The organism is Brenneria izadpanahii, assembly GCF_017569925.1.
GTDB lineage: Bacteria > Pseudomonadota > Gammaproteobacteria > Enterobacterales > Enterobacteriaceae > Brenneria > Brenneria izadpanahii.
In genome coordinates this window covers 3,399,494-3,423,157 of record NZ_CP050854.1, presented here as the reverse complement: position 1 = coordinate 3,423,157, position 23,664 = coordinate 3,399,494, and the positions used below count along the sequence as shown (strand labels likewise).

Here is a 23,664-nt window from a genome sequence, read left to right as displayed (position 1 = left end):
CGCCTATACCAGGGTATTTTCTAAATACCATCGAGATACGATGGTGATAAGTTTGGGTAGCGCCGCTGCCCTTGAACTTTTTTATAAAAACGATTTATTTCTGCCCGGCATATATAAATCGATTTGCTTTGAGCTTAACACCAGTGAGGTTACTAACATGGTCGCTCTCATCGTAAGCTATATAGATAATTTTATGTCCTATGGCGCAACAATTGTTGTTCCTATTTTAATTATGTTTGTGGCCTTATTCTTTAGAGTAAAACTTCTTGATGCGATAAAAAGCGCTATCGCGATATCGGTTGGTTTTATTGGCATCAACCTGATGATTGGTTTTATGGTGACCAATCTTGGCGCAGCAACCAAGCTGATGACCGATCGTTTTGATATCCAGTTAACCGTGATGGATACCGGCTGGTCGGTTGGTGCCGCCATCTCTTATGCCACGCCGCTGGTACTTTGGGTGTTTGTTTTACATTTTCTGATTAATGGCATCATGTTGTGGCGCAACTGGACCAACGTCCTCAACGTGGATTTATGGAATTACTGGCATTTTATTTTTACTGGCGCGTTGGTTTACTACTCTACCCATTCCATATTCTTAAGTCTGCTGGCGATAGCCATCAGTATTATTGTGGTGCTGAAATTGGCTGACTGGGGGGCGCCCATCGTTGAGAAATATTTCCAGATGCCGGGCGTCACCTTTGCCCATCTGGAAACTGTTAACTGGTTACCCGTTGGTTATGGATTAAACAAGCTATGGAGCATCATTCCTGGATTAAACAGAATCGGCGAGAAAAACATTAACCCGGATGATGCGATCAATAATCAAAGCAAAGCGAAGTGTCTGGTCTGCTGCCCTTCGGGTGTTGCCACCTCGTCGATGATCATCAAAAAAGTGCAAAAGCATTTTGACGATCTGAATATCCAGTTAGACATCTCGCAATGTAAGCTTGCAGAAGTTGAACAGTATGCACAATCGGTAAAACCCGATTTCGTTATTCACTCTGCGGCGTTACCGCCGGGCACCCGTTTAGACTGCCCATCCTGGCTAGGCGTAAAAATTCTCGCAGGGGCTGCGGGCAATGAAATTTACGACCAGATTATGGAGAAAATTTTTCCTTCTCACCAGAATGAAAACAGTCAACAGGATAATAATGAGAAAAAAGTTGGCGTTCTTTATAAGATTATTGGCGATCCGGGCATTTTAGGCCTGCTGATCGGACTCGGTATTGGTTTGTTAGCGGGTTATGATTTAAAAGCGACTTTAACCCTGATGACCCAATTGGCGGCAGTAATGATTTTGTTGCCAATGATGACACGAAAACTGATGGAAGGCTTATCGGCTATTTCCATCGGCGCCCAGACATACATGTCTAAAAAATTTCCAGGCCGCAAAGTTTATATCGGTCTGGATGGCGCAATTGCGTTAGGGCATCCGAAAATACTTGCCGTTGGCATATTAATGGTGCCGCTGACATTATTTATCGCTGCGATCTTACCGGGTAATAAGATTCTGCCTTTTGCCGATTTACCCGTGATCCCGATTTTCCTGACCTGGGTTATTATTCCGTGTGCAGGAAATTTATTCCGCTCGCTGCTCTCTTCCATTGTCGTCGTCTGCTGCATTTTGTGGATTGGTACCGCCATGGCGCCTTTAATTACGCAGGTTGCCCATAGTATCGGCTTTAATATTCCGCCAGATACCAGCGAGATTTCCTCACTCGATCAGGGGTCGCATGTTTTGTCCTTTATCCTGTGGAAATTCTTTAATCTGTTCCACTAATTCAGGATAGGATTTCACGCCCAGCGCTCGTGCGACGCCTGCGCTGGGCAAACGCCGTTATCGCGCTAGCCGACCGCGAGTGAGTGACGATAACGCGGATGTGAAGTCGCCGTTCAGGGCGCTGAAATATATACCGGCCTGGTCGTCATCAGGGTTCAGCATGCAGGAGGCGGCGCAGGACTGGGGGAGATTTATACCTGCGCTTCGTCTCTGGCCAAAACTTATTCAGCAGCGAGCGAAGTGGCTACGCGGGTTATCAGCGCTCACGCTGGATTACAGAACCGCTGGCAATAACCTGTAAAATCGGGAACTAATTTACGCTCGCCAACTCCTCCGATTAAGGCGGATTTTGTCATCTAATCGGGCTTATGGGTGAATTCGCTTACTGTCTCTCTGGCTTTAAAGCATCATCTTATTCCTCAGATATTATCGGCATAGTATTACGTACTTTCTGGCGAGTACCCAACGAGAAAACGCCATATACTTTTTCTTCCTTAACCAATGAGCTGCCGATGCTCATTAACAGCAAGCAAAGGGGGATTTTTATGCGACTGACCGGCAATACGATTCTGATCACCGGGGGAGGCTCCGGCATTGGCCGCGGGCTGGCTGAGGCGCTCCATGCCGCGGGCAATGAGGTGATCATCGCCGGGCGGCGAAAAGAAGCGTTGGATGATACCGTGGCCGCAAACCCGGGCATGCATGCTATCGTCCTTGATATCGACAGCCCTGCGTCGATTCTGGCTTGTGCCGCCTCGTTAACCAGCAGATGGCCCGGGGTAAATGTTGTTGTACATAATGCGGGGATCATGCGTGCGGAAGATCTGAAAAGCGGCGATGTTTCGGTGGCGGAAGCAGAAATCACCACTAATCTTCTGGGGCCGATTCGTTTAACCGCCGCATTGATTGAACATCTGCTGGCACAACCCCATGCGGCCATCCTGACTGTCTCTTCCGGTTTAGCTTTTGTACCGATCGCGCCTACTCCGACGTACTGTGCAACGAAAGCGGCGATTCACTCCTGGACGCAGAGTCTGCGCTATCAACTGCGCGATACTTCCGTACAGGTGAGCGAAATCGTTCCTCCGCTGGTACAAACGGAGTTGATGGGCGATAAGCATGCAACCAATCCTGCCGGAATACCGCTGGCGGCGTTTATTGCGGAAACGATGAGTATCCTCAACGCCCAGCCCGATATCGCGGAAGTGCTGGTTGAAAAAGTGAAGCCTCAACGCTTTGCTGAACGCGGAGACTATGCCGCTTTTTATCAGGCGTTCAACGATCGCATTGCGTCACAATAAGCGGGTATTGCGCCAGACGGCGCATTATTCGTTTACGCTTGATGACGAGATCGCGTTTTTTCCCGGCAGCTGTTGGCGATGCTCGCGCGGAGAACATCCCCATTCTTTTTTAAACGCCCGGCCAAACGCGCTATCGCTGTCGTACCCGGCGGACAGCGAGATCTGAGTGATCGAATCGCGGGAATTTCTGAGGCGCTCTCCTGCGAGCAACATTCGCCAGCGGGAGAGATATTTCATCGGCGTGGTGCCGACCTTGTGTTTAAATTGTTTGGTAAAAACGGTCCGGGACATGCCAACCCGATTTGCCAGTTCCTGCAGTGTCCAGGGGAACGCGGGATCCTGGTGCATATAGCTAAGCGCGGCTTTGAGCTGCGGATCGGAAAGAGCAAACATCCAGCCAACGCGTTCACTCCCTTCCTGTTGAAGGAATACCCTTAGCGCCTGAACCAGCATGATTTGTACCAGCTGCTGCGCGATCAAATCACCACCCGGCTGGGGGACGCGCATCTCTTCGCGCAGGCATTCCATGGCATTACGCATGACCTTTTGCCCAATACCTTCGGTGATCGGTATCAGTGGAGGCAGGGAATGCAACAGGATATCGGCATGAGCGCTGCTGAAGGTAAAACGTCCGCCAAGAATAAACGCCCCGTTCCGGGGCGCCTGCATTGTCAGCGCAGAGCCCGTCCCCTTGTCCGGCGGGATAAAGGGCTGCCGTGGACTGTCGGGAGCGGTCGTCAGACAAAAGGGGGCGCCGGAAGGCAGAAACACACAGTCGCCCGATTTTAGAAAGATTGCCTCCTGGCTCCCGGTGACAGAGACCCAGCAGTTTCCGTCGATCACAACGCAGCATTTGATGCCCGCGTGTTGCCTGAATTCGAGCCCGCTTCCCGCCTGCAGGGGAAAACCGCCGGAGATATATGCCTCCAGTCTGAGCAATGACAGAACTTCTGAAAGAGGATCCATAAAGTACCGTACGATCTGCATAGAATAACGTATTTATAGCAGAGACCGTACCGGTGTTCATCTTTTACACTGCCATTAAGGGTGAAATCGTTAACCTGAAACCGCTTAGCAGGGGAAAACTATGAATATATTTTTAACGGGAGCCACCGGTTTTATCGGACTCGCGGTCACCGCAGAACTTATTCGGGCCGGCCATCGGGTAACGGGCCTGGCTCGTTCGGATAAAGGCGAACAACTTCTTGCCCGCATCGGAGCAGATACTCATCGGGGGGCGCTGGAAAACCTTCAAAGTCTGGTTGACGGGGCGCAAAAGGCCGATGCAGTGATTCATTGTGCTTATGACCACTCTTTTAGCCAGCCGGAGGAGGAGACGGCGAAAAAAGAAACCCAGGCTATTGAAGCGCTGGGAAGAGGGCTACAGGGAACCTCGCGCCCCTTGATCATTACGTCCGTTGCCGCAATGGGCCGGGCCGCGTCGGGTCAACTGGCTACTGAAGATTTTTATGACTCCGCGACGCGCAATCCGCGTAAGTCGACCGAACTGGCCGGAGCCCGCGTCGCGGACAGCGGCGTCAATGTTTCGGTTGTCCGCCTCCCGCAGGTTCATAATGAATGTAAACAAGGGTTCGTCACTGAACTTATCGCGTTTGCGCGCGAGAAAGGGGTATCCGCGTATGTAGGGGAGGGGGCCAACCAATGGGCCGCGGCTCATCTTCTTGATGTCGCTGCGCTTTACAGGCTGGTGGTGGAACAATCGCAATCCGGGCTGCGTTATCATGCGGTAGCGGAAGAGGGCATTCCTCTTCGTGATATCGCGCAAGCGATTAGCGTGGGCCTGAGTGTCCCGCTGGTCAGCCTCTCGTCTGAAGCCGCTAATGACCATTTTGGCTGGCTGGCGATGTTCGCGCAGATGGATATGCGGGCATCAAGCGCGCAGACCCGGCAGCGCGTCGGCTGGCATCCCTCCCATTCAGGGCTGCTTGCGGATCTCGCGCGATATTTTTCGCTTTAACCTGCAAATCACTTTCTGTAGCAAAAAAAACCGATTAAGAGAACTTAAGCGGTTTTTTAGGGCGGCTAATCTGGCTATCCATATTTTATATGAGGTTTGATAAAGACAGACATCACTCTCTTACAGGAGTAGGCGCGCCCGGAGGAGGTCTGTCCCTGGGCGTTCATTTGTCGAACCGAATTGACCCCTGTTTTGATCCCCAAAAGTATTGGCTGTCAATTAACAATATGGAGGTGGACAGACCCGTATTTTTACTAATTCGCTGAAAACAAAAATGCCACGGAATTCAGTGGAACTCCATGGCATTGAATCTGGCTCCTCTGACTGGACTCGAACCAGTGACATACGGATTAACAGTCCGCCGTTCTACCGACTGAACTACAGAGGAATCGTGTGAACGGGGCGCATCATAACGGGGTGTTCAGCGCATGTCAAAGGCGGAAACCACAAATTTGATCTGTTTGGCGAGAGAATGCGCAAATTGCTGCAATTCTGAATTATATCGGTGTTTTACTGCGGATTTTTAATGTCGCCGGCGGCATAAAAGCGGTGCTTTTTGATAGGGGGCTTTGCCGTAACGCCCGGATTCCGCCGCCGCTGACGGCATGAACGGCCTGAATCCGTTCCTCAGGCTAGCAACGCTTGGTGAGATAGCCGTCAGCGTCCGCATTCAGCGCGCCTTGCGCAAAGGCGCTAATGTCATTGATGCGTAGAGTAGTGGCGCGAGAGCCGGGGGCTGCTGATGCAGACGGGCTAATAATCTCAGGCCGCGACTTCGTTTTTATGCGCGTGGGCGAAGTACCATTCGACGGTTTTTTTAATCAGCGCTTCGGTGGCGTCAATATAGTTTTCCGGCGTTTTTTGTATTTCATCTTCCAGAATAAGGGGCAGCTCGGTACAGCCCAGAATGATTTTTTCAACGCCGTCTTGCAACATACGATCTTTTATTGGCGCGAGTATACTATGGGCTTTCTGAGCGTTGCCGGACTTATAGCTATAAATACTTTCCATCACCAGGTTTTGTTCCGCTTCCGTCGGCGTATGGCAGCGAATATGGTTTTTACTCGTATTATCCTGATAAATTCGCGCTTTAACGGTGGCGGTGGTCGCCAGTAGACCAACGTCGGTTATCTGCTTATTGCGAATAACCTCACAGGTCGCATCAATAATGCTGATCATTTCGGCATGGGTATGCAATTTTAATTCATTGAACCAATAATGCGCGGTATTACAGGGAATGATAATGCACTCGGCGCCGGCATTTTCCAATATTTTCATATACTGGATCATTTTTTCCAGCGGCGATGCGCTATGGTCAAGAATACATTTTGTTCTGTCAGGAATATCCGGAATGGAAACCGCAATCATCGGAATATGATCCTGGTCTCGGTAGGCTGGCGTGTTTTTAATCAATTTTTGCATGGCGTCAACGGTCGCGCCCGGTCCCATGCCACCAAGAATGCCTATTAGACTGTTCATGCCGATCGCCCTTTAGCGTTTTGAAACTGAGAGCATAATTGCACATCCTCCCGGAATGTGAATTGCTAAATTCCCATTCGCTATGTATGATTTGCATAGCTTTCCGGTTTTTTATGCTTTTATCGGGTTTGAAGGGGCGATGAAATATCATGCTGAATAATATCGAAACAAAATGGCTTTATGATTTTATCGCTCTGGAAGAGTATCGTAGTTTTACGGTTGCGGCAGAAAAACGGAATATTTCTCAGTCGTCATTCAGTAGACGAATTCGTGCGTTGGAAACGGCGATTGGTTTCGATATTTTTGACCGCAGTTCTTCGCCGTTGCAATTAACCGAGCAAGGAAGGGTATTTCATGCCCATATTCGAAATACATTAGATGATCTGGAATATCAGTTGAATAAACTGCACGGCGGCGGCAATTATAAAAATAAAATTACGATTGCCGCCGCACACTCTTTATCCATCTTCATTATGCCTGAGTTATTAAAAGACGTACCTGAATCTCAGGAAAAGATATTTTATGTTGAATCAATAGATGTTGATGAGGCGGTATTAAATCTTAAAGAAGGCAGAAGCGATTTTATCCTCTCTTTTTATAATGAAGACTTGATGTCCGAGCCTTTTATGCATGCCAAAATACTGGAGTCCCATCTTTATCCCGTTTGCGCATGCGATAGCGCAGGCAACCCCTTGTTTGATATTAATACGCCTTCGGCGCCTCTGCTTAATTACACGGATAACAGTTATATGGGGCGTCAGGTAAACCGTTATCTTGCCAGCATCGACAGCAACAAATTCGCCATCACTTTTGTTTCTTCAATGAGCGATTTGCTTAAACGGATGGTGAAGCAGGGATACGGGATTGCATGGCTGCCGGATTATTCGATACAGGACGAACTGAAAGACAACACGCTCGCTATCATCAATATGGAAAAGGCGGTCATGCGGATGGGGGTTTATATTTACCGGCTTGATACTAAGCTGAATATGGCTTCAGAAAAATTCTGGCGCTATGTGAAAACGCTGAGGCGGCATTAACCGGTAAAAATGAAACGGCGGCCGGTAAGGCCGCCGTTTTGAGAGTAACGCGGGCGATTAATTACCGGCTCGCATTGGCCTCTTCATACTCGATTTCTTCATCTTCCTCTTCCTCCGGTTCGCCTATGCTGTTTTCCAGTTTGGCGACAACGGCGGTAGATATACTGTTGCCGATGACGTTGGTGGCGGTACGGCCCATATCCAGGAATTGGTCGATACCGATAATCAGCAGGATCCCCGCTTCCGGCAGGCTGAACATCGGCAGCGTGGCGGCAACCACGACGACGGAAGCGCGAGCGACGCCCGCCATGCCTTTACTGGTGATCATCAGCGTCAACAGAATCAGAATTTGCTGCGTCAGGCTTAAATCAATGTTGTAAGCCTGAGCGATAAACAGGATCGCAAAAGACTGATACATCATTGAGCCGTCCAGGTTGAACGAGTAGCCCAGCGGCAGCACGAAGCTGGTGATTTTTTTCGGCACGCCGAACTTGGTCAGCGCTTCCATGGTTTTCGGATAGGCTGATTCGCTGCTGGCGGTGGCGAAAGCCAACATGGTAGGTTCGCGGATCAGTTTTCCCAGCGTGAAAATGGGTTTGCCAAGGAAGGCGTAACCAACCAGGAACAGCACCGTCCACAGTAAAATCAGTCCAATGTAGAATTCGCCAATCAGCTTGCCGAAGTCATACAGCAGACCCAGCCCCTGAGTGGTAATGGCGGATGCGATTGCGGCAAATACCGCGATAGGCGCCAGACTCATCACATAGTCCGTCACGCGGAACATGATCTTGGCCAGTTCTTCGATCATGGATGAGATTACGCTCGCGTTTTTGTTCTTGTGTTTTACATAGGCAAGCGCCGAACCGAAGAACAGCGAGAAGACCAGGATTTGCAGGATCTCATTGTTCGCCATCGCTTCCACAATACTTCTCGGGAAAATATGGCTGATGAAACTCTTAAGCGTAAAACCGTCGGTGTTTAGACCGGTAGCGACATGCGCGGTGCTGGCCGGCACTTCCAGATTCATACCGGCGCCGGGCTGGAAGAAGTTGGCCAGCGCCATGCCGATGAACAGAGAAAGGACCGATGCGGTAACAAACCAGATCATGGCTTTCAGACCAATACGCCCAACCGCGGATGAATTCCCCATACTGGCCAGGCCGGAAACCAGCGTGGCGAATACCAGCGGGGCAATGATCATCTTGATCAAACGCAGGAAAATATCGGTAACCATATTGAAATAAGAGGCAATTTCTTTCGCTCGTCCGCCATCAAGATATTGATGACACAGCCATCCTATAAATATCCCTAATATGATAGCGACGGCTATCTGTATAACTAACTTCTGCCTTTGCATATTAACCTCATGTTGGTGAATAGACTCAGACAACACACAGTATTATTGTCCGCGCTGGAGTAATGCATATCCCTTGAACGCACTAAGCCGACGCCCTTACTGTTATTGGGGTGTTGTGTCTGACTGCCTGATATTACATCGATTCTTGTCTTTTACCGTTTTTTTCTGTGTGACGGGATGCAAATTATAACAATTTGATGCCAAAAAAAACATGGTTATAAGTTGATTAAGGCTATTGCGAACAATATGGATGTAAAATTTTTTAGATGGGTGATGAATAAAGTGTATAAAAAACATAAGGTTGAAGATAACCGGTTTTTGTGCGGCAATATCGGCCCATTTAATTATAAGATATTCTTATGATTGTGGCGATATTAGCAATAAATGGAATTTTATTTAAACGCCAATTTTTCCTGGTTTCTTTATGACGATTTAATTTTCCGGTCATTACCAAGATATTACTCATCTGTCTAGATTAAATGTTATTTCAAAATAAAATAATTATCGTTTTTGCTCATTATTTATCCAGCAGGAGTGATGAGATGGAATTAATTGTTTTATTTTGATAAATAAAAGTAGAATTTCTGTTAACTAATAAAGTGAATCGATAAATTTTATTTTAATATCATTCATTAAGCGGCGTCATTAACGTGACGTTCACGCTGTTCTGAAACGTGGCAATGGTTCTGTTTCTTGCCGGGGTGAAAATCGGTCTGTTAAGTACGATTCAGATCAACCTATTGACACGGTGACATAGGATTTTGGTCTGTTAACTCCTACACTATTAACCACGTTGTTCATGATGTTTATTCTGGTGGTTATGGCGATACGGCTGACAGACTCTCCATCGCGGTTGTCAATTCTGTGGCAGGATACTTTACTGAAAGTGTCTCAGACATTGTTGCAGCAACGCAGTATCGATTCACTGTTGCATGTGTTGGATAGCCTCTCTTTTTCTGTCGTACGATTTGGCCGGGTCAATCTTCTGCTGATCGATCCGCTGCATAATCAAACCTCGTTTTATTACCATGACCGCGATACGCACAAAACGCGCTGTAATGAAGAAACCCTACTGCTATTGGATGGTCCGGGCGGCGTGGTATGGAATACTCATCGGCTGCTGCATTGCGACAAAGTCCATTTCCAGCGCGATTTCCCCCACCTGATGAATCAACCGGCTTATGCCGGATTAAGCGACTATTGCCAACTGCCGTTATTGTCGCCGCATCGTGTTCTGGGGGGCATTGAGTTCATCAAGACGGACGGCAGCCGGTTCGATGACAGTGAAATCGTTTTTTTTCAGGCGCTATCCGAGGTGATTGCGCTGGTGCTGGAGAATATCAGTGAGCGGGAACTGGCGCGGCGTGAAGAAGAAGCGCTGCGCCATGAACGCGACCATTACCGCATTCTGGTGGATGTGACCAACACCGTTATTTCCAAGCTGGAGCTGAAAGCGTTGGCTCAGGAAATTTCAAAAGAGATCCACCGTTTTTTTAATATCGACTTTGTGGCCCTGGCATTTCGGGATAGCGATGACGATGACAAAACCCTGAAATATTACGCCGCGCATTATCTTGCAGGACATGCGCCGCAGTGGCGGGAAGGCGAACGGCCGCTTTCAGAAACGCTGGCGGCGGACGTCATACGCGATAATGAGCCGATGCTGATCAAAAACCAGGATCGGATTGCCCGGCCCGGTCAGCCACGCTATCTGGCGCAGTGGGTCGACAGCGGATTACGTCATGCCTGCCTGCTTCCGCTGGCTTTTGGCAGCCGGGTGCTGGGCGTGCTGGAACTGGCTCACGGTATTGAACTCGCGGTCAATGATGCGGAGATGAAATTGCTGCGCCAGATTGCTTCGCGCATCGCGATTGCGCTGGATAACGCGCTGGCCTATGGGCAGATTACCCGTTTGAAAGACAGCCTGATCCACGAAAATTTTTATCTGACCGAACAGTTGACCGAGCATATTCATAGTCAGGGCGACGGCGCCTTTGGTGAAATCATTGGCCGCAGCGCCGCCATCCGTCAGGTGTTGGAGCAGGTGGAAATGGTAGCCGGCAGCGATAGTACGGTGCTTATTCTGGGGGAAACCGGAACCGGGAAAGAGCTGATCGCGCGGGCTATCCATAGTTTGAGTCCGCGCAAGGCGAAACGGATGGTGAAAATGAATTGCGCGGCGATCCCTTCCGGATTATTGGAAAGCGATCTGTTCGGGCATGAAAAAGGCGCGTTTACCGGCGCGACAAGTCAGCGGCAGGGGCGTTTCGAGATGGCGGATAAGAGCACGCTGTTTCTGGATGAAGTGGGGGATATTCCTTTAGAGCTTCAGCCGAAACTGTTGCGGGTGTTACAGGAGCGCGAAATAGAGCGCTTGGGGGGCAGCAAAGTTATTTCGGTTGATGTTCGCCTGATCGCCGCCACCAATCGCGATCTGAAACAGATGGTGGCCGATCGGGAGTATCGCAGCGATCTCTATTACCGGCTGAATGTCTTTCCTATCGTCATTCCGCCGTTGCGCGAGCGGCCGGAAGATATTCCGCTGTTGGCGAAGTTTTTTACCCGCAAGATCGCACGGCGTATGAACCGAACCATAGATAGCATTCCTTCCGAAATGCTGCGTCAACTGAGTAAGCTGCCCTGGCCGGGAAATGTGCGTGAGTTGGAGAATGTCATTGAGCGCGCCGTGATCCTGACGAAAGGCACCACGCTGAATTTGCAATTGGCTGAATTGCAGCATCATCTGTCGCCCCTTGACACGCCCAAGCCTTCTCCGGCGGCGGCCAAAGGCGTACCGGAGCCGTCGCCCGTCATGGAAGATGATGATGAAGAGTCTGAACGTCAACGGATTATCCGGGTGCTGAAGGAAACCAACGGCATCGTCGCCGGCCCGAAAGGCGCCGCCGCCAAGCTGGGCTTGAAACGCACCACGCTGCTATCGCGTATGCAGCGAATGGGGATTTCCGTCAAGGCTATCGAAGATATGGAGTGAGCGGGAAATTCCCATGCCCTCCGCCAGTTCCTTAGACACAAATGCAGGGGTTTATGGCGGGTTTTGCCGTTACTCGGCGTAAAAAATTATGCAGCGGTGGACTTGACCGTCGAGCGAGCCGCATGGATGCGGCGAGAGCCAGTGCCGCGTCGGACAAAAACGCCTGGAGCGTTTTTAAACAGTGCTTGCGCTGGCCCGACAGGGCGAGTCTCAGGGATGAGACGAGTATTCCGTCACTGACGGCTCGAATAGCGGTCGAGAACACCGATGGAACCGCGCAGCGGCATAATTTCAGCCGCAAGCCTGGGGTCACGGGGCGGGCGGCGATTGAGCCGCCCCGTGTCGGGCGCGTGCTACGAGGTAGCATAAAAACGGCGGCATTGTGGCGCACGAAATAGCACTGAGCTTACATATACCGATAATTATGACCAGAGACAGCGCCGCACTGGCTATTACCGGATCTCTTCCGCCGTCTTACGCAGGTGGGACTTCAACTGGCTATATTCCTGCTGGACATAATTTTCCGCCCATTGCTGGTTCTCTATCGCTTCCAGTTTGACGGCGCAGTATTTGTATTCCGGCGTTTTGGAAATCGGGTCGAGGTGATCCAGCGTCAGCTCATTACAGGCGCCAATCCACCATTGATAGGTCATATACACCGCGCCTTTATTAACGCGTTCGCTGACGGCGACGCGGGTAATCACCTTGCCGCGCCGCGAGGAAACCCAGGCCAGTTGTTGATCGCGCAGTCCCAACCGCTCGGCGTCTTCGGGATTGACCTGCACGTAACCGGGTTCGTCTGCCAGCGTTTGCAGGGCGGTGCAGTTACCGGTCATGGAACGGCAGGAGTAATGGCCGACTTCACGCACGGTGCACAGCACCAGCGGGTAATCTTCATCAACCAGTTCCATCGGCGGACGCCACTCGGTAGCGAAGAGCAATCCTTTACCGCCGGGGCGGGCAAATTGATTGCCTTCGTACAGCCACGGCGTACCAGGGCTGTCTTCGGTGGCGCAGGGCCAGGGAACGTATCCCAGACCGGCCATTTTTTCATAGGTCGCGCCGTAGTACGACGGGCATAAATGGCGCAGTTCATCCCAGATTTCCTGGGTGTTGTTGTAATGCATGGGATAACCGAGCGCGGTCGCCATCAGGCTGATGATTTCCCAGTCGGGTTTGACGTCCCCTTTCGGCTCTACCGCCTTGTAAAAGCGCTGAAAGCCGCGGTCGGCGGCGGAATAAACGCCTTCGTGTTCGCCCCAGGAGGTGGCGGGCAGGATCACGTCAGCCACCGACGCGGTTTTGGTCATGAAGATATCCTGTACGATCAGCAGTTCCAGCTCGTTGAACGCTTCCCGCATCATGGATAGGTCCGGCTCGGTTTGCAGCGGATCTTCTCCCATCACATAGTTTGCCCGGATTTTGCCTTCTTTGATCTTGTGCGGCACATCGGTAAGCGAGTAGCCGATTTTGTCCGACAGGCTCGCCACGCCCCAGGCTTTGGCGAATTTATGGCGGACTTGTTCATCGGTAACCGATTGATAGCCGGGGAACATATCCGGCAGGGCGCCCATGTCGCAGGCGCCCTGAACATTGTTCTGGCCGCGTACCGGGCCGACGCCGACGTTTGGCCGCCCCAGATTACCGGTCAACAGCGCCAACCCGGACAAGCCCTTGACCACATCCACGCCCTGGCCCCACTGACAGACGCCCATCCCCCACAAAATGGTGGCGGATGGGGCGGCGGCAAACATGCGCATCGCCTCGCGCACCAACTGCGGAGACAGTCCGGTGATGTCCGCGACATATTCCGGCGTATATTTGGCGACAATCTGGCTATATTCCTCAAACCCTTCCGTATGGCGGGCGACATACTCCTTGTTGTAAAGACCTTCGTTAATCAGCACGTTGGCAAAGGCATTGACTAACGCCATATTGGAGCCGTTTTTCAGCGGCAGCCACAGATCGGCGATACGCGCCGTTTCGATGTGGCGGGGATCGCAGACGATGATTTTGGCTCCGCGCTCTTTGGCCTTCAGGATACGGCGCGCCACGATCGGATGCGAATCGGCGGCGTTATAGCCGAACACCAGAATACATTCGGTATGCTCAATTTCGTTGATGGAGTTGCTCATCGCTCCGTTGCCCAAGGTTACCCGTAATCCGGCAACGGAAGGGCCATGGCAGACGCGGGCGCAGCAATCGACGTTGTTATTGCCGGTTACGGCGCGGGCGAATTTTTGCATAACGTAGTTGGTTTCGTTACCGGGGCCGCGCGATGAACCGGTGTGCATAATGGATTCGGCGCCGTACTTCTCTTTAATGGCTTTCAGGCGTGAGCTGGCGAAGGCGATCGCCTCATCCCAGGATACCGCTTCAAACGGTTCGCCTTTCCGGCGCCGGATCAGCGGCTGTTTCAACCGTGGCGTCAGTAGCTTGGTGTCGTTAAGAAAATCCCAGCCATAATAACCTTTAAGGCACAGTTCGCCTTCGTTGGTATGCCCGTTGGCGCCTTCAGCGCCGACAACTTTACCGTGTTCAACCAGCAAGTGAATTTTGCAGCCTGACCCGCAATAAGGACAGACGGTGATAACTTTCTGCATGATGATTATTCTCCTTCAGCGTACCTTGTCAGAACTGCATTCCTGCGGCTTCATCAAGCGCCGCTCGCCGTTGTTTTTGCTGGATCATGGCCTGAATATCATCACGGCCGATCAGTCGTAATGCCTTCATCGGGCAAACTTCAACGCAGGCCGGGCCCGCCGCCCGCCCTTCGCACAGATCGCATTTATGCGCCTCGGCTTTTATACGCTGGCCCAGCGCCTGATACTGGCCGATGCGGGCAATGGGCTTGACGATCACGGACATCGCGCCGTAAGGGCAGGCGACAACGCATGTCTTACAGCCGATGCATTTTTCCTGTTGCACCTTGATACAGTCATCCGCGTGGATGATGGCGCCATTCGGACACACCGTGGAGCAGGGCGCATCTTCACACTGGCGGCATTGAACGGTGGTGCTGATATTCAGCCCTTTCACCACTTTGAGACGCGGCGAAAAATGTTCTGGCGATAATGAGGACGTTTTGCCGTCGCTGTGGGCCAGAACACAGGCTATTTCACAAGTGCGGCAACCAATACACTTCCTTGAGTCTGCAATAACGAACCGGTTCATGACATCGTCTCCGACCTGGAGTCAGGTGAAAAAATTTGGTGTCGACATAATTAATCGCGTGACACATCACTATTTATAGGCACTTTTTATGCCAATAATTGTGTGGTTATTTTAATATATTGAATAATAATGTTTTTTTGTTTTTATGCATTGGGGAGTCATTGTGCTGATGTCGAGGGTGACGACGATAGAGAGGCTGTTTCGGCAGATTTGACGACGAGTGTCAGGCAATGGGCGATGCGGGATATTCTTATCGCCCGCTCTTTCTCTATATTAACATTAACGCCTATACTTTATTTATCCCCAAGCCGGAAAGGAGCCTCTACTTTTATATTGATCTCGCTTTTGGATATATCGGATTTTCTGCTGCATTGCTTCTGATTAATGATTAATTCAGGCGTTTCCCCTGCGTCAGCGGGCGGCCTGTGCGTAGCATTGCAGCGACAGCGTCATGATTAAAAAAAGTATCCCAATATCATCTTGGTGTGAACGGCGTTTGGTAAATTCATGGGGTGTATTATGAGCTTTCTAAAGAATATTAGCATAAGAATTATGGTGCTAATTATAGTGGCTATGCTGCTGGCAATCTGGGGATTAGCATCAGGTTATAGTCTTTACTCGCTTCATCAGGCGACTGATTTACTTAGTAAAAATGAAACGCAGCGAAAAACGTACTCCTATCTGGTCTATGGCAGCGATCAGTATTTCAGAGCCGTTACCCGTATGGAGCGAACAATGGATTATTTGCAGCATGACGATGGGGACAATGCGAAGAAAACGCTGGATATGGCGCAGATTGCCATAAGAAATACCAAGGAATCGTTGGAGAACTTCAAATCGTCGGAGCATATTGGGGTGGAACAGGCGACGCTTGATGAAATTACCCATAATTGGTCAACGTTAATTTCAGCGGCGATTGATCCTATGAATGCCGCGTTGCAACAAAATAATCAAGATGAGTTTTATCGGATATTCCGTGGCATTTATCCGCCGATTAGTTTGGCCTTTGGCGATAATGTTAAGGCATACACCGATCAAATTACCGCGTCGGAATTTATTCCCTTGGTAAACGAATACAATATCCATAATCGAAACGTCCTGGTCGCGGCCATGATAATCGGCATTATGGTGTTGATATTTACCGAGTATTATCTGAGAAATTATCTGGTTATTCCTATTGGGGTTCTCAAGTCGCATCTGGCCCAGCTAACGGCAGGCCGGCTGGCGGGCGATCTGGCCGAGTTCGGCCGAAACTGCGCGGGCCGCTTGATCCCGGATATCAAACGGTTGCAGAAAAGCCTGCGTGATACCGTCACGGTTATTCGTCAAAGCGCGACGGCGATCGATAACGGCACCGCCAATATCAAGAATGGCAACGACGATCTTTCCAGCCGGACGGAACAGCAGGCGGCCGCGCTACAGGAAACGGCCGCCAGTATGGAGCAGATCAGCGCCACGGTGAAACAAACCGCAGAGAATGTTTATCAGGCGCGAGAACTGGCGCGGGAAGCCTTTGGCGCGGCGACAAAAGGCGGTGAAATCAGCAACAGCGTCATGAACACGATGGATGATATCAGCGCCAGCTCGCGTAAGGTGGCCGACATCACCACGGTGATTAACGGCATCGCCTTCCAGACCAATATCCTGGCGCTCAATGCGGCGGTTGAGGCCGCCAGAGCCGGAGAACAGGGCCGGGGATTCGCGGTGGTGGCTGGTGAAGTCCGTACCCTGGCGCAGCGCAGCGCGCAGGCGGCGAAAGAGATTGAGGCGCTGATCGCCGAGTCGGTATCCCGTGTCTCGACCGGCGCCGATCAGGTTCGCCAGTCCGGCGAGGCGATGGCAGCCATTATTACCGCAATTAATCATGTTAACGAGCTGATCAGCGAAATCGCCGCCGCTACCGATGAGCAAACTCACGGCATCAGTCAAATTAGCCAGGCGATCCATGAAATAGACGGCGTGACGCAACAGAATGCGGCGCTGGTATTACAATCGGCGGAAGCCGCGGCCAAACTGGATCAACAAACCAGCGAATTGTCGGCGGCGGTGGATGTTTTCCAGCTTGAGGATAATGATAACCGGCAGACGGAACACTGGCAGAAAACCGTTGCGCCGCAGCCGACGGGGATGGGAGGGAAAGCGCCGCTGCTGCCGGTCAGCGCTCAGCGGAATGATGATTGGCAGCGTTTTTAACTGCGAAGTATGGCGAGCCTATCAGGGGATAGGCTATCCCCTTTACTTCTGGCGCTGAGTAACGCTACAGCGCCTGAAAACCCCCATTTCCCTGCCAGCCGGGCAATCGCTGGCGGATCTGCTCCACCGCTTGTTCGACTTCCCGACTGAGCGGACAGTAGAATGCGACAAGCGCCGGCTGGATACCGACGAAAATCACTTCCGCAATATCTTCCTGCAACTGTTCGATCAAAAAATTCAACGGCAGGTTGTGGGTGTTCATCAGTAAATCCTGCGCGATCCGCTGCGGATCGATAATGCGTATTTCGCCGGGCGGCAGTCCCATGTCGGTCGCATCCACCACCAGCAGCCGTTTAGGCCCTAAGGCGCGCAGCCGATGGGCCGCATTCTCAGGGATGACGCCGCCGTCAATTACCGACCAGCCGGCCACCGGGTTTTGCCGCATGCGTTCGGCCAGCAACGGCCCGGCGCCATCATCCCCCATCATACTGTTACCCACGGTCAGCACCATATTGTCCGCGCGTTCGATTAGTTCAGTCATCAATCCGTTTCACCATTAAATAAAGCGCCGTTTCCTGTTCAATCGCTTGCAGATAGGCGAGCAGGGTGTCCGTCCAATCGGGATAGGCGTCCTGCCCGGCGGATAAATCGCTGAAAGCCTGTCCCAGCAGTTTGGTATGGCTGCTATCAATGACGATCTCGCCGAATTTCATCAGGCCGGCCATTTTTCGCTGCGCTTCTCCGTCGGGAAGTTGTCCGATCCAATGCCGATAGTCCGCCAGCGGGCAGGTCAGTATCCGCTTCAGACAGTCAATAACCCCGACGTGATGACCAATCGACAGCGAGTAATACATCACCTGTTGCGCCTGTTCCGGCACCTTGTCTTTGCTGTCGAGAAACTTTTGGTTCAGGGCGTAGAAAATCACCTGACTGTTCATCGGCCGTTTTCCCCCTTCAGCAGTGACAGGTAAATTTGTTGTAGCCGGCCGACAATCTCATTCAGCCGCGGATCGTTATGCTGTTGCAGCCAGTCGCCGATACGCTGATCCAGGCCATCCAGGGATTGCTGTTCCATCCGGGCTAAAAAGGCGTCGCAGATTTCCCGCCCCTGGCGATACCCCGCCATCCGTCGCGCCTCCCGTTCCAGCAGCACGCGCAAATCCAACGGTACGCCGGGATGAATCAAGGCCGCTTTTTCATCATCGGCCTGCTGATGATCGCTACCGTGCAGTTTCTGCTCCAGCAGACCGAGCGCGACGGCAAAACCATAGATGGTGGCGGCGGGCGTCGGCGGGCAGCCGGGAATATAGACGTCTATCGGCACAATGGTATCGCTGCCGCCCCAGACGCAGTACAGATCGTGGAAAATTCCGCCGCCGCAGCCGCAAGCGCCGTAAGAGATGCAGATTTTCGGATCGGGGGCCGACGCATAGGCGCGCAGCGCCGGCGTTCGCATGGCGCGCGTCACCGCGCCGGTGAACAGCAGAATGTCGGCATGACGGGGCGACGCCACCACTTTGATGCCAAAGCGTTCGGCGTCGAACAGTGGGGTGATGGCGGCGAAAATTTCTATTTCGCAACCGTTGCAGCCGCCGCAGTCGACGCGGTAAACGTAGGCCGAACGTTGGATATCTTTCAGCAGGGTTTTCTTGAGTTTCTGCGCCTGTTCATCCAATACGATCGGCGTACTCCGGTAGTGCTGCGCGGCGCCAGTAGACTGAGTGCTCATGATTTGCTCCCCTTGACCGTCGCTGACGCGGTGCCGGCCGGAGGAAAAACATACCGGCTCAGCATCACATTGTCTTTGTTGTCCATGTTCTGTTTACGTTTACACTCCGGGCAGGTTTCAAAATGGTGCCGCCGCGCCGCCACCGCCTCTTCGGACAAACCGGACTGCGCCATCAGCGCCATGGCGTATTCCACCTCTTTTTGCGGCGCGAAAGGGCGGTGGCAGACGTGGCAGTTCAGCAGGTTAAACGTGGCCCGTTGATAAAGGTCGGCCTTATTGGCGACGGCCATTTCGAACTCCTGCGATAGCACGATGGCGCGGGTCGGGCAGACCTCTTCGCAACGTCCGCAGAAGATGCAGCGGCCGAGAAAAAGCTGCCAGGTGCGGGTGCCGTTGACGACATCGGTTTCCATCGTCAGCGCATTGGCCGGACAGGCCGCGGTGCAGGCGGCACAGGCGATGCATTGTTTGGCGTCGTATTGTGGTTTGCCGCGAAATCCCGCCGATACCTCCAACGGTTTAAACGGGTATTTCACCGTACTGTTGCCTGCCTTGAGGATGGTTTTAAACAGTTTCAACATGATTCATCCCTCTACTTGAGCGGCGAACGGGTACGTTCCAGACCGTAACGTTCTATTTCTTTATAGGGCACGGTGGTGATTTTCTGTTTGCGCACATCGACCAGCGTCACCCGGTCGGTACAGGAATAGCAGGGATCCAGGCTGCCGATAATCAGCGGCGCATCGGAAACCGTATTGCCCCGCAGCATGTAGCGCAGCACCGGCCAGTTGGCATAGGTGGCGGCGCGGCAGCGCCAGCGGAATAGTTTCTGGTTGTCGCCGGTCATGCTCCAGTGGACGTCTTCACCGCGCGGCGCTTCGGCATAGCCCAGCGCAAATTTGTGCGGCTGATAGGTGAAGTGCTCGTTGAGCAGCGGGCCTTCAGGCAGGTTGTCCAGACCGTATTCAATCATCGCCATGGAGGTGAATACCTCGCGCACCCGCACCAGCACCCGGGAATAGACATCGCCCGCATCCAGATGATGCAGCTCCATCGGCAGATCCAGGTAGCCGGCATAGGGATGATCGATGCGCATATCCCGCTTAAAGCCGCTGGCGCGGATCGTCGGGCCAACCGGGCTGTAATCGCGGGCGACTTTCTTGTTGAGGATGCCGATACCCTGGGTGCGCTGTGCCATATTCGGCGTGCTGAGCAGCATATCGGTCAGTTGGCTGACCTCGGCGCGCATTTCCCTAATCAGTTTGATGGTCTTTAACCGGTCGTCTTTCAGGATGTCGCGGCGGATACCGCCAATCAGATTCAGGCCATAGGTTTTACGCGCGCCGGTCAGCATCTCGGCGATGGTCATCGACTTTTCACGAACGCGGAAAAATTGCATAAACCCGGTGTCGAAACCGACGAAGTGGCTGGAAAGCCCGATATTCAGCAGGTGGCTGTGCAGACGTTCCACTTCCAGCAAAATACTGCGAATAGCGTGCGCCCGCGGCGGAACGACAATGCCTAACGCATTTTCGATAGAAGTGGAGTAAGCCACGCTGTGGGTAAAGCCGCAGATGCCGCACACCCGGTCTGACAGAAAGGTGACTTCGTTATAGCCCATGCGCGTTTCCGCCAGCTTTTCCATTCCCCGGTGTACATAGAACAGACGGTAGTCGGCATCAATAATCTGTTCTCCGTCTACGAACAGGCGGAAGTGACCGGGTTCGTCCGAAGTGATGTGCAGCGGCCCGATGGGCACGACGCGGGTTGCGCCGGTGGCTTCATTGGTGAAGGTATAGGACTCGTCATCGCGGGTCGGCTCCGGCCGTTGACGATAATCCATAGCGTCTTTACGCAGCGGATAGAGATCGTCCGGCCAGTCGTCCGGCAGCACCAGCCGGCGTTCATCCGGCAAGCCGACCGGGATCAGTCCATACATATCGCGGACTTCGCGCTCGCCCCAGACGGCGGCCGGTACGCGGGGCGTCACCGAGGGAAATTCCGGGTTATCCGGGTCGACCAGCGCTTTGATAATCACCCAGCACTTCTCGCCTTCCTCCATCGACAGCGCGTAGTAAATGGCAAAATAGCCATTCAGTGAACGTTCATCGTTACCAAACAGAACCGGCAGCCAGCCTCCCTGTTGGTAGTAAAGGAATTCAACCACTTCCGGCAGCATGTTCAGTTTGACGGTCAGGGTGAGCTGGTTCGATGTTTGCCGTTCTTCCTCCAGAATGGCGGCCGGGAAGCGCTGTCTCACCCGAGCGGCGTAGCCGGCGCCGAGTTCATCGGCATGGGATCCCTGGGCGGAAGCTGGTTTTTCATTCATCACGGTACGTCTCCTGACGGGAAGGGGTTAACACTGAACGTTCAGCCATGGATAGTTCGCGGGTTTTGACGGCGTCGAAGGCAGGGCGCTGAGCGGTGCGCTGCCAGGGCATCAGCAACGGGATATGCTGTTCCGGGCCGTTGTTTGGCGCCGCGCCGGTATGGGCGACGATGGTTGTGGCGTTTTCCAGCAGCCGAATAACCGGCTGGGGAATATGGGTGCCCATCATCAGCATCAGAACCAGCAGCACCACCATCGGCGCGGTGGTCATGATCCCCAGTTCCCCCTTGGCGACCGCTTCCGGGCTATTGCCCAGCACGGTGCCGGCGACCATGCGCACCAAACCGGCCAGCACCACGGTCAGCAGCGCCAGCAGGATAATCGTCAGCCATAGGTGCCCGGCGCTGAGCCCCGCGCTGACGGTCATGAATTCGCTGAGAAATATATTGAAGGGCGGCATGCCGCCCAGCGCCAGCGCGCCGCCGGCCAGCAGCGCGCCGGTGAGCGGGGTGACGCGCATAATGCCTTTAATCGCATCCATATCGCGCGTGCCGTATTTCAGCAGGACGTTACCGGAACCGCAGAACAGCAGCGTTTTCGCCAGACTGTGATTCAGGGTATGCAGTAAGGCGGCGAGAATGCCCAGCGGGCCGCCGATCCCCAGCGCCACGGCGATCAACCCCATGTTTTCAACGCTGGAATAGGCCAGCAGGCGTTTCATATCTCGTTGGACGAGGATCAGAAATGCGGCGACGGCGACCGACAGCATGCCGAAAACCAGCAGCAGCGTGCGGGGAAATTCAGAGCCGATGGCGGCGCTGACGATGATGTAATAGCGCACGATCACCAGCAGGGCGCAGTTCAGCAACACCGCCGATAACAGCGCGCTGGTGGGGCTTGGCGCCTCGCTGTGCGCATCCGGCAGCCAGGCGTGCATTGGGAACAGGCCGGCCTTGGTGCCGAAACCGATGATGACGAAGATGAACGCCAGATGCATCAAGGTGCCGTCCAGTTCGCCCGCATGTTTCAGCACTTCGGTCCAGAAGATGGCGTCTCCCGGCTCCGCCATTACGCTGGCGGCGTTGGAATACACCAGCACGGTGCCATACAGCCCGAAGGCGACGCCGACCGTACAAATGATGATGTATTTCCAGGCGGCTTCCAGCGAGGAACGCTGACCGTAGAGCCCGACCAGAAAGGCGGAGCTCAGCGTGGTGGCTTCAATCGCGGCCCACATCAGAATCAGGTTGTTGCTGGTGATCGCCAGCAGCATGGTGAACAGAAACAGGTGGAAGAAGCCGTAGTAGTCGCACAGGGTGGTAAGAGTAATTTCGCCGCCGTTGACCTCATGGCGCATGTAGCCGATGGAGTACAGCCCGGTAATAAAGCCGATAATGCCGAGGATAGCCAGAAACAAAGCGCTGAGGCTGTCGAGATGCAGCCAACGGTGTACGGCCAGTATTTCGCCGTGCTGGTACACCAGCCAGACCAACTGCATGGAAACCGCCAGTAGGGCGATGATGCCTAGCAGATGGATAACGTTTACCAGCGTGCGCGCATGGCCGCCGGAGAAGCGGCATAGAAAAGCCAGCAGCGAAGTAACGAACGGCGTGGCGAGCAGGGTGAGAAGAAGGTCGGTATTGGTCATATTAATCACCCTTTCAGCGCGGTTAGCTGTTGCACATCCAGCGTGTTGAGCGTCCGGTAGATTCTGCGCGCCATCAGAGCCATGACGATCACCGCGAAAATCGCGTCGGTGGCGATGCCGATCTCCACCAGCTCCGGCGCGCGGTTCGCCAGCAGCGCCAGCGTCAGGTGCGCGCCGTTTTCCATCAGGCAATAGCCGAATACCTGTTTGAGAATATTGCGTTGGGTAACGATGCACAGCAGGCCGATCATGAAGTGGCCGAGTGATACCGCCAGCGCCGGTTTCAGCGAACTCACCATAGGTAATTCAACCGGCGCCACCACGAAGTAGCACAGCACCACAATCAGCGTCGCCAGCAGAATAATCACCGCCGGGCCGACCACGCCGCCATCGGCTTTGGGATCGTCCAGTTTGCGAAACGCGCGGTACATAATGGCGGGAACCAGTATCACCTTGGTGATAAACGCGCTCAGGGACCACATATAAAGCTGATGGGCCTGCAGCAGATCGGCCAGCGAGAGAAAAATCAGCACCAATACCAGAGACTGTATCGCGTACAGACAGGCCGACAGCGCCGGACGCCGGGCGCAGATTACCAGCAGGGAAGTGATAATCAGCAACCCGGCCAGGTTATTAACGATCAGAGATCCAGTCATTATCA

18 protein-coding genes and 1 tRNA gene are annotated in these 23,664 nt (G+C 52.9%); 6 read left to right on the top strand and 13 right to left on the bottom strand.

Annotated features, from left to right (window positions below):
• Positions 1-40: 40 nt before the first annotated feature.
• Both HC231_RS15270 and HC231_RS15265 read left to right on the top strand, forming a co-directional pair.
• Entirely contained in the window at positions 41-1,783 is a 1,743-nt protein-coding gene (locus tag HC231_RS15270) for a PTS transporter subunit IIC (protein WP_208227502.1), read from the top strand.
• A 545-nt stretch (positions 1,784-2,328) separates the two neighbouring features.
• Positions 2,329-3,084: an SDR family oxidoreductase gene (locus tag HC231_RS15265; protein ID WP_208227501.1), complete on the top strand. Its 756-nt coding sequence runs from the start codon at positions 2,329-2,331 to the stop codon at positions 3,082-3,084.
• A 24-nt stretch (positions 3,085-3,108) separates the two neighbouring features.
• Here HC231_RS15265 and HC231_RS15260 read toward each other — a convergent pair whose 3' ends face one another.
• Positions 3,109-4,050 (bottom strand): AraC family transcriptional regulator, encoded by a 942-nt coding sequence (locus HC231_RS15260; protein ID WP_208227499.1) that lies wholly within the window; start codon positions 4,048-4,050, stop codon positions 3,109-3,111.
• 121 nt (positions 4,051-4,171) lie between these two features.
• Between HC231_RS15260 and HC231_RS15255 the strand changes: the two genes are divergently transcribed.
• Positions 4,172-5,062, top strand: a complete 891-nt coding sequence (locus tag HC231_RS15255; RefSeq protein WP_208227497.1) for an SDR family oxidoreductase — start codon at positions 4,172-4,174, stop codon at positions 5,060-5,062.
• 312 nt (positions 5,063-5,374) lie between these two features.
• Here HC231_RS15255 and HC231_RS15250 read toward each other — a convergent pair.
• A tRNA-Asn gene (locus HC231_RS15250) sits at positions 5,375-5,450 on the bottom strand.
• 374 nt (positions 5,451-5,824) lie between these two features.
• The gene (gene cuyB, locus HC231_RS15245; protein WP_208227495.1) at positions 5,825-6,541 is read right to left on the bottom strand and encodes a cysteate racemase; all 717 of its coding nucleotides are present in this window, start codon (positions 6,539-6,541) and stop codon (positions 5,825-5,827) included.
• Positions 6,542-6,690: 149 nt separating this feature from the next.
• On the opposite strand from cuyB, the gene hypT reads away from it, so the two are divergent.
• The gene (gene hypT, locus HC231_RS15240; protein WP_208227493.1) at positions 6,691-7,581 is read left to right on the top strand and encodes a hypochlorite stress DNA-binding transcriptional regulator HypT; all 891 of its coding nucleotides are present in this window, start codon (positions 6,691-6,693) and stop codon (positions 7,579-7,581) included.
• A gap of 61 nt (positions 7,582-7,642) precedes the next feature.
• Here hypT and HC231_RS15235 read toward each other — a convergent pair whose 3' ends face one another.
• The gene (locus tag HC231_RS15235) at positions 7,643-8,938 is read right to left on the bottom strand and encodes a dicarboxylate/amino acid:cation symporter (protein WP_208227491.1); all 1,296 of its coding nucleotides are present in this window, start codon (positions 8,936-8,938) and stop codon (positions 7,643-7,645) included.
• An 820-nt stretch (positions 8,939-9,758) separates the two neighbouring features.
• On the opposite strand from HC231_RS15235, the gene flhA reads away from it, so the two are divergent.
• Positions 9,759-11,930: a formate hydrogenlyase transcriptional activator FlhA gene (flhA, locus tag HC231_RS15230; protein ID WP_208231360.1), complete on the top strand. Its 2,172-nt coding sequence runs from the start codon at positions 9,759-9,761 to the stop codon at positions 11,928-11,930.
• 452 nt (positions 11,931-12,382) lie between these two features.
• Here flhA and fdhF read toward each other — a convergent pair whose 3' ends face one another.
• Positions 12,383-14,533, bottom strand: a complete 2,151-nt coding sequence (fdhF, locus tag HC231_RS15225) for a formate dehydrogenase subunit alpha (RefSeq protein ID WP_208227489.1) — start codon at positions 14,531-14,533, stop codon at positions 12,383-12,385.
• 28 nt (positions 14,534-14,561) lie between these two features.
• On the bottom strand, positions 14,562-15,104 hold the full coding sequence (locus HC231_RS15220; protein ID WP_208227487.1) for a 4Fe-4S dicluster domain-containing protein: 543 nt from the start codon (positions 15,102-15,104) through the stop codon (positions 14,562-14,564).
• Positions 15,105-15,623: 519 nt separating this feature from the next.
• Here HC231_RS15220 and HC231_RS15215 point away from each other — a divergent pair.
• A complete protein-coding gene (locus tag HC231_RS15215; RefSeq protein ID WP_208227486.1) occupies positions 15,624-17,297 on the top strand; it encodes a methyl-accepting chemotaxis protein in 1,674 nt (557 codons plus the stop codon).
• Between the two features lie 64 nt (positions 17,298-17,361).
• On the opposite strand, the gene hycI is transcribed toward HC231_RS15215, so the two are convergent.
• Genes hycI through hyfE form a run of 7 tightly spaced genes read right to left on the bottom strand, consistent with a single transcriptional unit; the run spans position 17,362 to position 23,659 of the window.
• Positions 17,362-17,838 (bottom strand): hydrogenase maturation peptidase HycI, encoded by a 477-nt coding sequence (gene hycI / locus HC231_RS15210; RefSeq protein ID WP_208227484.1) that lies wholly within the window; start codon positions 17,836-17,838, stop codon positions 17,362-17,364.
• Positions 17,831-18,235, bottom strand: a complete 405-nt coding sequence (locus HC231_RS15205) for a formate hydrogenlyase maturation HycH family protein (RefSeq protein ID WP_208227483.1) — start codon at positions 18,233-18,235, stop codon at positions 17,831-17,833. The genes hycI and HC231_RS15205 overlap by 8 nt, the downstream gene beginning before the upstream one ends.
• Entirely contained in the window at positions 18,232-19,026 is a 795-nt protein-coding gene (locus HC231_RS15200; RefSeq protein WP_208227481.1) for an NADH-quinone oxidoreductase subunit B family protein, read from the bottom strand. The genes HC231_RS15205 and HC231_RS15200 overlap by 4 nt, the downstream gene beginning before the upstream one ends.
• Positions 19,023-19,607 (bottom strand): hydrogenase 4 subunit H, encoded by a 585-nt coding sequence (gene hyfH, locus HC231_RS15195; RefSeq protein ID WP_208227480.1) that lies wholly within the window; start codon positions 19,605-19,607, stop codon positions 19,023-19,025. Before hyfH ends, HC231_RS15200 begins: the two co-directional genes overlap by 4 nt.
• Before the next feature lie 11 nt (positions 19,608-19,618).
• Positions 19,619-21,355 carry a hydrogenase large subunit gene (locus tag HC231_RS15190; RefSeq protein ID WP_208227478.1) on the bottom strand — a complete coding sequence of 579 codons (1,737 nt, stop codon included), beginning with the start codon at positions 21,353-21,355 and terminating at the stop codon, positions 19,619-19,621.
• A complete protein-coding gene (locus HC231_RS15185) occupies positions 21,348-23,003 on the bottom strand; it encodes a hydrogenase 4 subunit F (protein ID WP_208227476.1) in 1,656 nt (551 codons plus the stop codon). Before HC231_RS15185 ends, HC231_RS15190 begins: the two co-directional genes overlap by 8 nt.
• A gap of 5 nt (positions 23,004-23,008) precedes the next feature.
• Positions 23,009-23,659 carry a hydrogenase 4 membrane subunit gene (hyfE, locus tag HC231_RS15180; protein WP_208227474.1) on the bottom strand — a complete coding sequence of 217 codons (651 nt, stop codon included), beginning with the start codon at positions 23,657-23,659 and terminating at the stop codon, positions 23,009-23,011.
• Positions 23,660-23,664 lie beyond the last annotated feature (5 nt).

Excerpts from the sequence above, each read along its gene's own strand:
- HC231_RS15270 (WP_208227502.1), top strand. The coding sequence starts at position 41 with ATGGTGATAAGTTTGGGTAGCGCCGCTGCCCTTGAACTTTTTTATAAA.
- HC231_RS15265 (WP_208227501.1), top strand. The coding sequence starts at position 2,329 with ATGCGACTGACCGGCAATACGATTCTGATCACCGGGGGAGGCTCCGGC.
- HC231_RS15260 (WP_208227499.1), bottom strand. The coding sequence starts at position 4,050 with ATGGATCCTCTTTCAGAAGTTCTGTCATTGCTCAGACTGGAGGCATAT.
- HC231_RS15255 (WP_208227497.1), top strand. The coding sequence starts at position 4,172 with ATGAATATATTTTTAACGGGAGCCACCGGTTTTATCGGACTCGCGGTC.
- cuyB (WP_208227495.1), bottom strand. The coding sequence starts at position 6,541 with ATGAACAGTCTAATAGGCATTCTTGGTGGCATGGGACCGGGCGCGACC.
- hypT (WP_208227493.1), top strand. The coding sequence starts at position 6,691 with ATGCTGAATAATATCGAAACAAAATGGCTTTATGATTTTATCGCTCTG.
- HC231_RS15235 (WP_208227491.1), bottom strand. The coding sequence starts at position 8,938 with ATGCAAAGGCAGAAGTTAGTTATACAGATAGCCGTCGCTATCATATTA.
- flhA (WP_208231360.1), top strand. The coding sequence starts at position 9,759 with ATGGCGATACGGCTGACAGACTCTCCATCGCGGTTGTCAATTCTGTGG.
- fdhF (WP_208227489.1), bottom strand. The coding sequence starts at position 14,533 with ATGCAGAAAGTTATCACCGTCTGTCCTTATTGCGGGTCAGGCTGCAAA.
- HC231_RS15220 (WP_208227487.1), bottom strand. The coding sequence starts at position 15,104 with ATGAACCGGTTCGTTATTGCAGACTCAAGGAAGTGTATTGGTTGCCGC.
- HC231_RS15215 (WP_208227486.1), top strand. The coding sequence starts at position 15,624 with ATGAGCTTTCTAAAGAATATTAGCATAAGAATTATGGTGCTAATTATA.
- hycI (WP_208227484.1), bottom strand. The coding sequence starts at position 17,838 with ATGACTGAACTAATCGAACGCGCGGACAATATGGTGCTGACCGTGGGT.
- HC231_RS15205 (WP_208227483.1), bottom strand. The coding sequence starts at position 18,235 with ATGAACAGTCAGGTGATTTTCTACGCCCTGAACCAAAAGTTTCTCGAC.
- HC231_RS15200 (WP_208227481.1), bottom strand. The coding sequence starts at position 19,026 with ATGAGCACTCAGTCTACTGGCGCCGCGCAGCACTACCGGAGTACGCCG.
- hyfH (WP_208227480.1), bottom strand. The coding sequence starts at position 19,607 with ATGTTGAAACTGTTTAAAACCATCCTCAAGGCAGGCAACAGTACGGTG.
- HC231_RS15190 (WP_208227478.1), bottom strand. The coding sequence starts at position 21,355 with ATGAATGAAAAACCAGCTTCCGCCCAGGGATCCCATGCCGATGAACTC.
- HC231_RS15185 (WP_208227476.1), bottom strand. The coding sequence starts at position 23,003 with ATGACCAATACCGACCTTCTTCTCACCCTGCTCGCCACGCCGTTCGTT.
- hyfE (WP_208227474.1), bottom strand. The coding sequence starts at position 23,659 with ATGACTGGATCTCTGATCGTTAATAACCTGGCCGGGTTGCTGATTATC.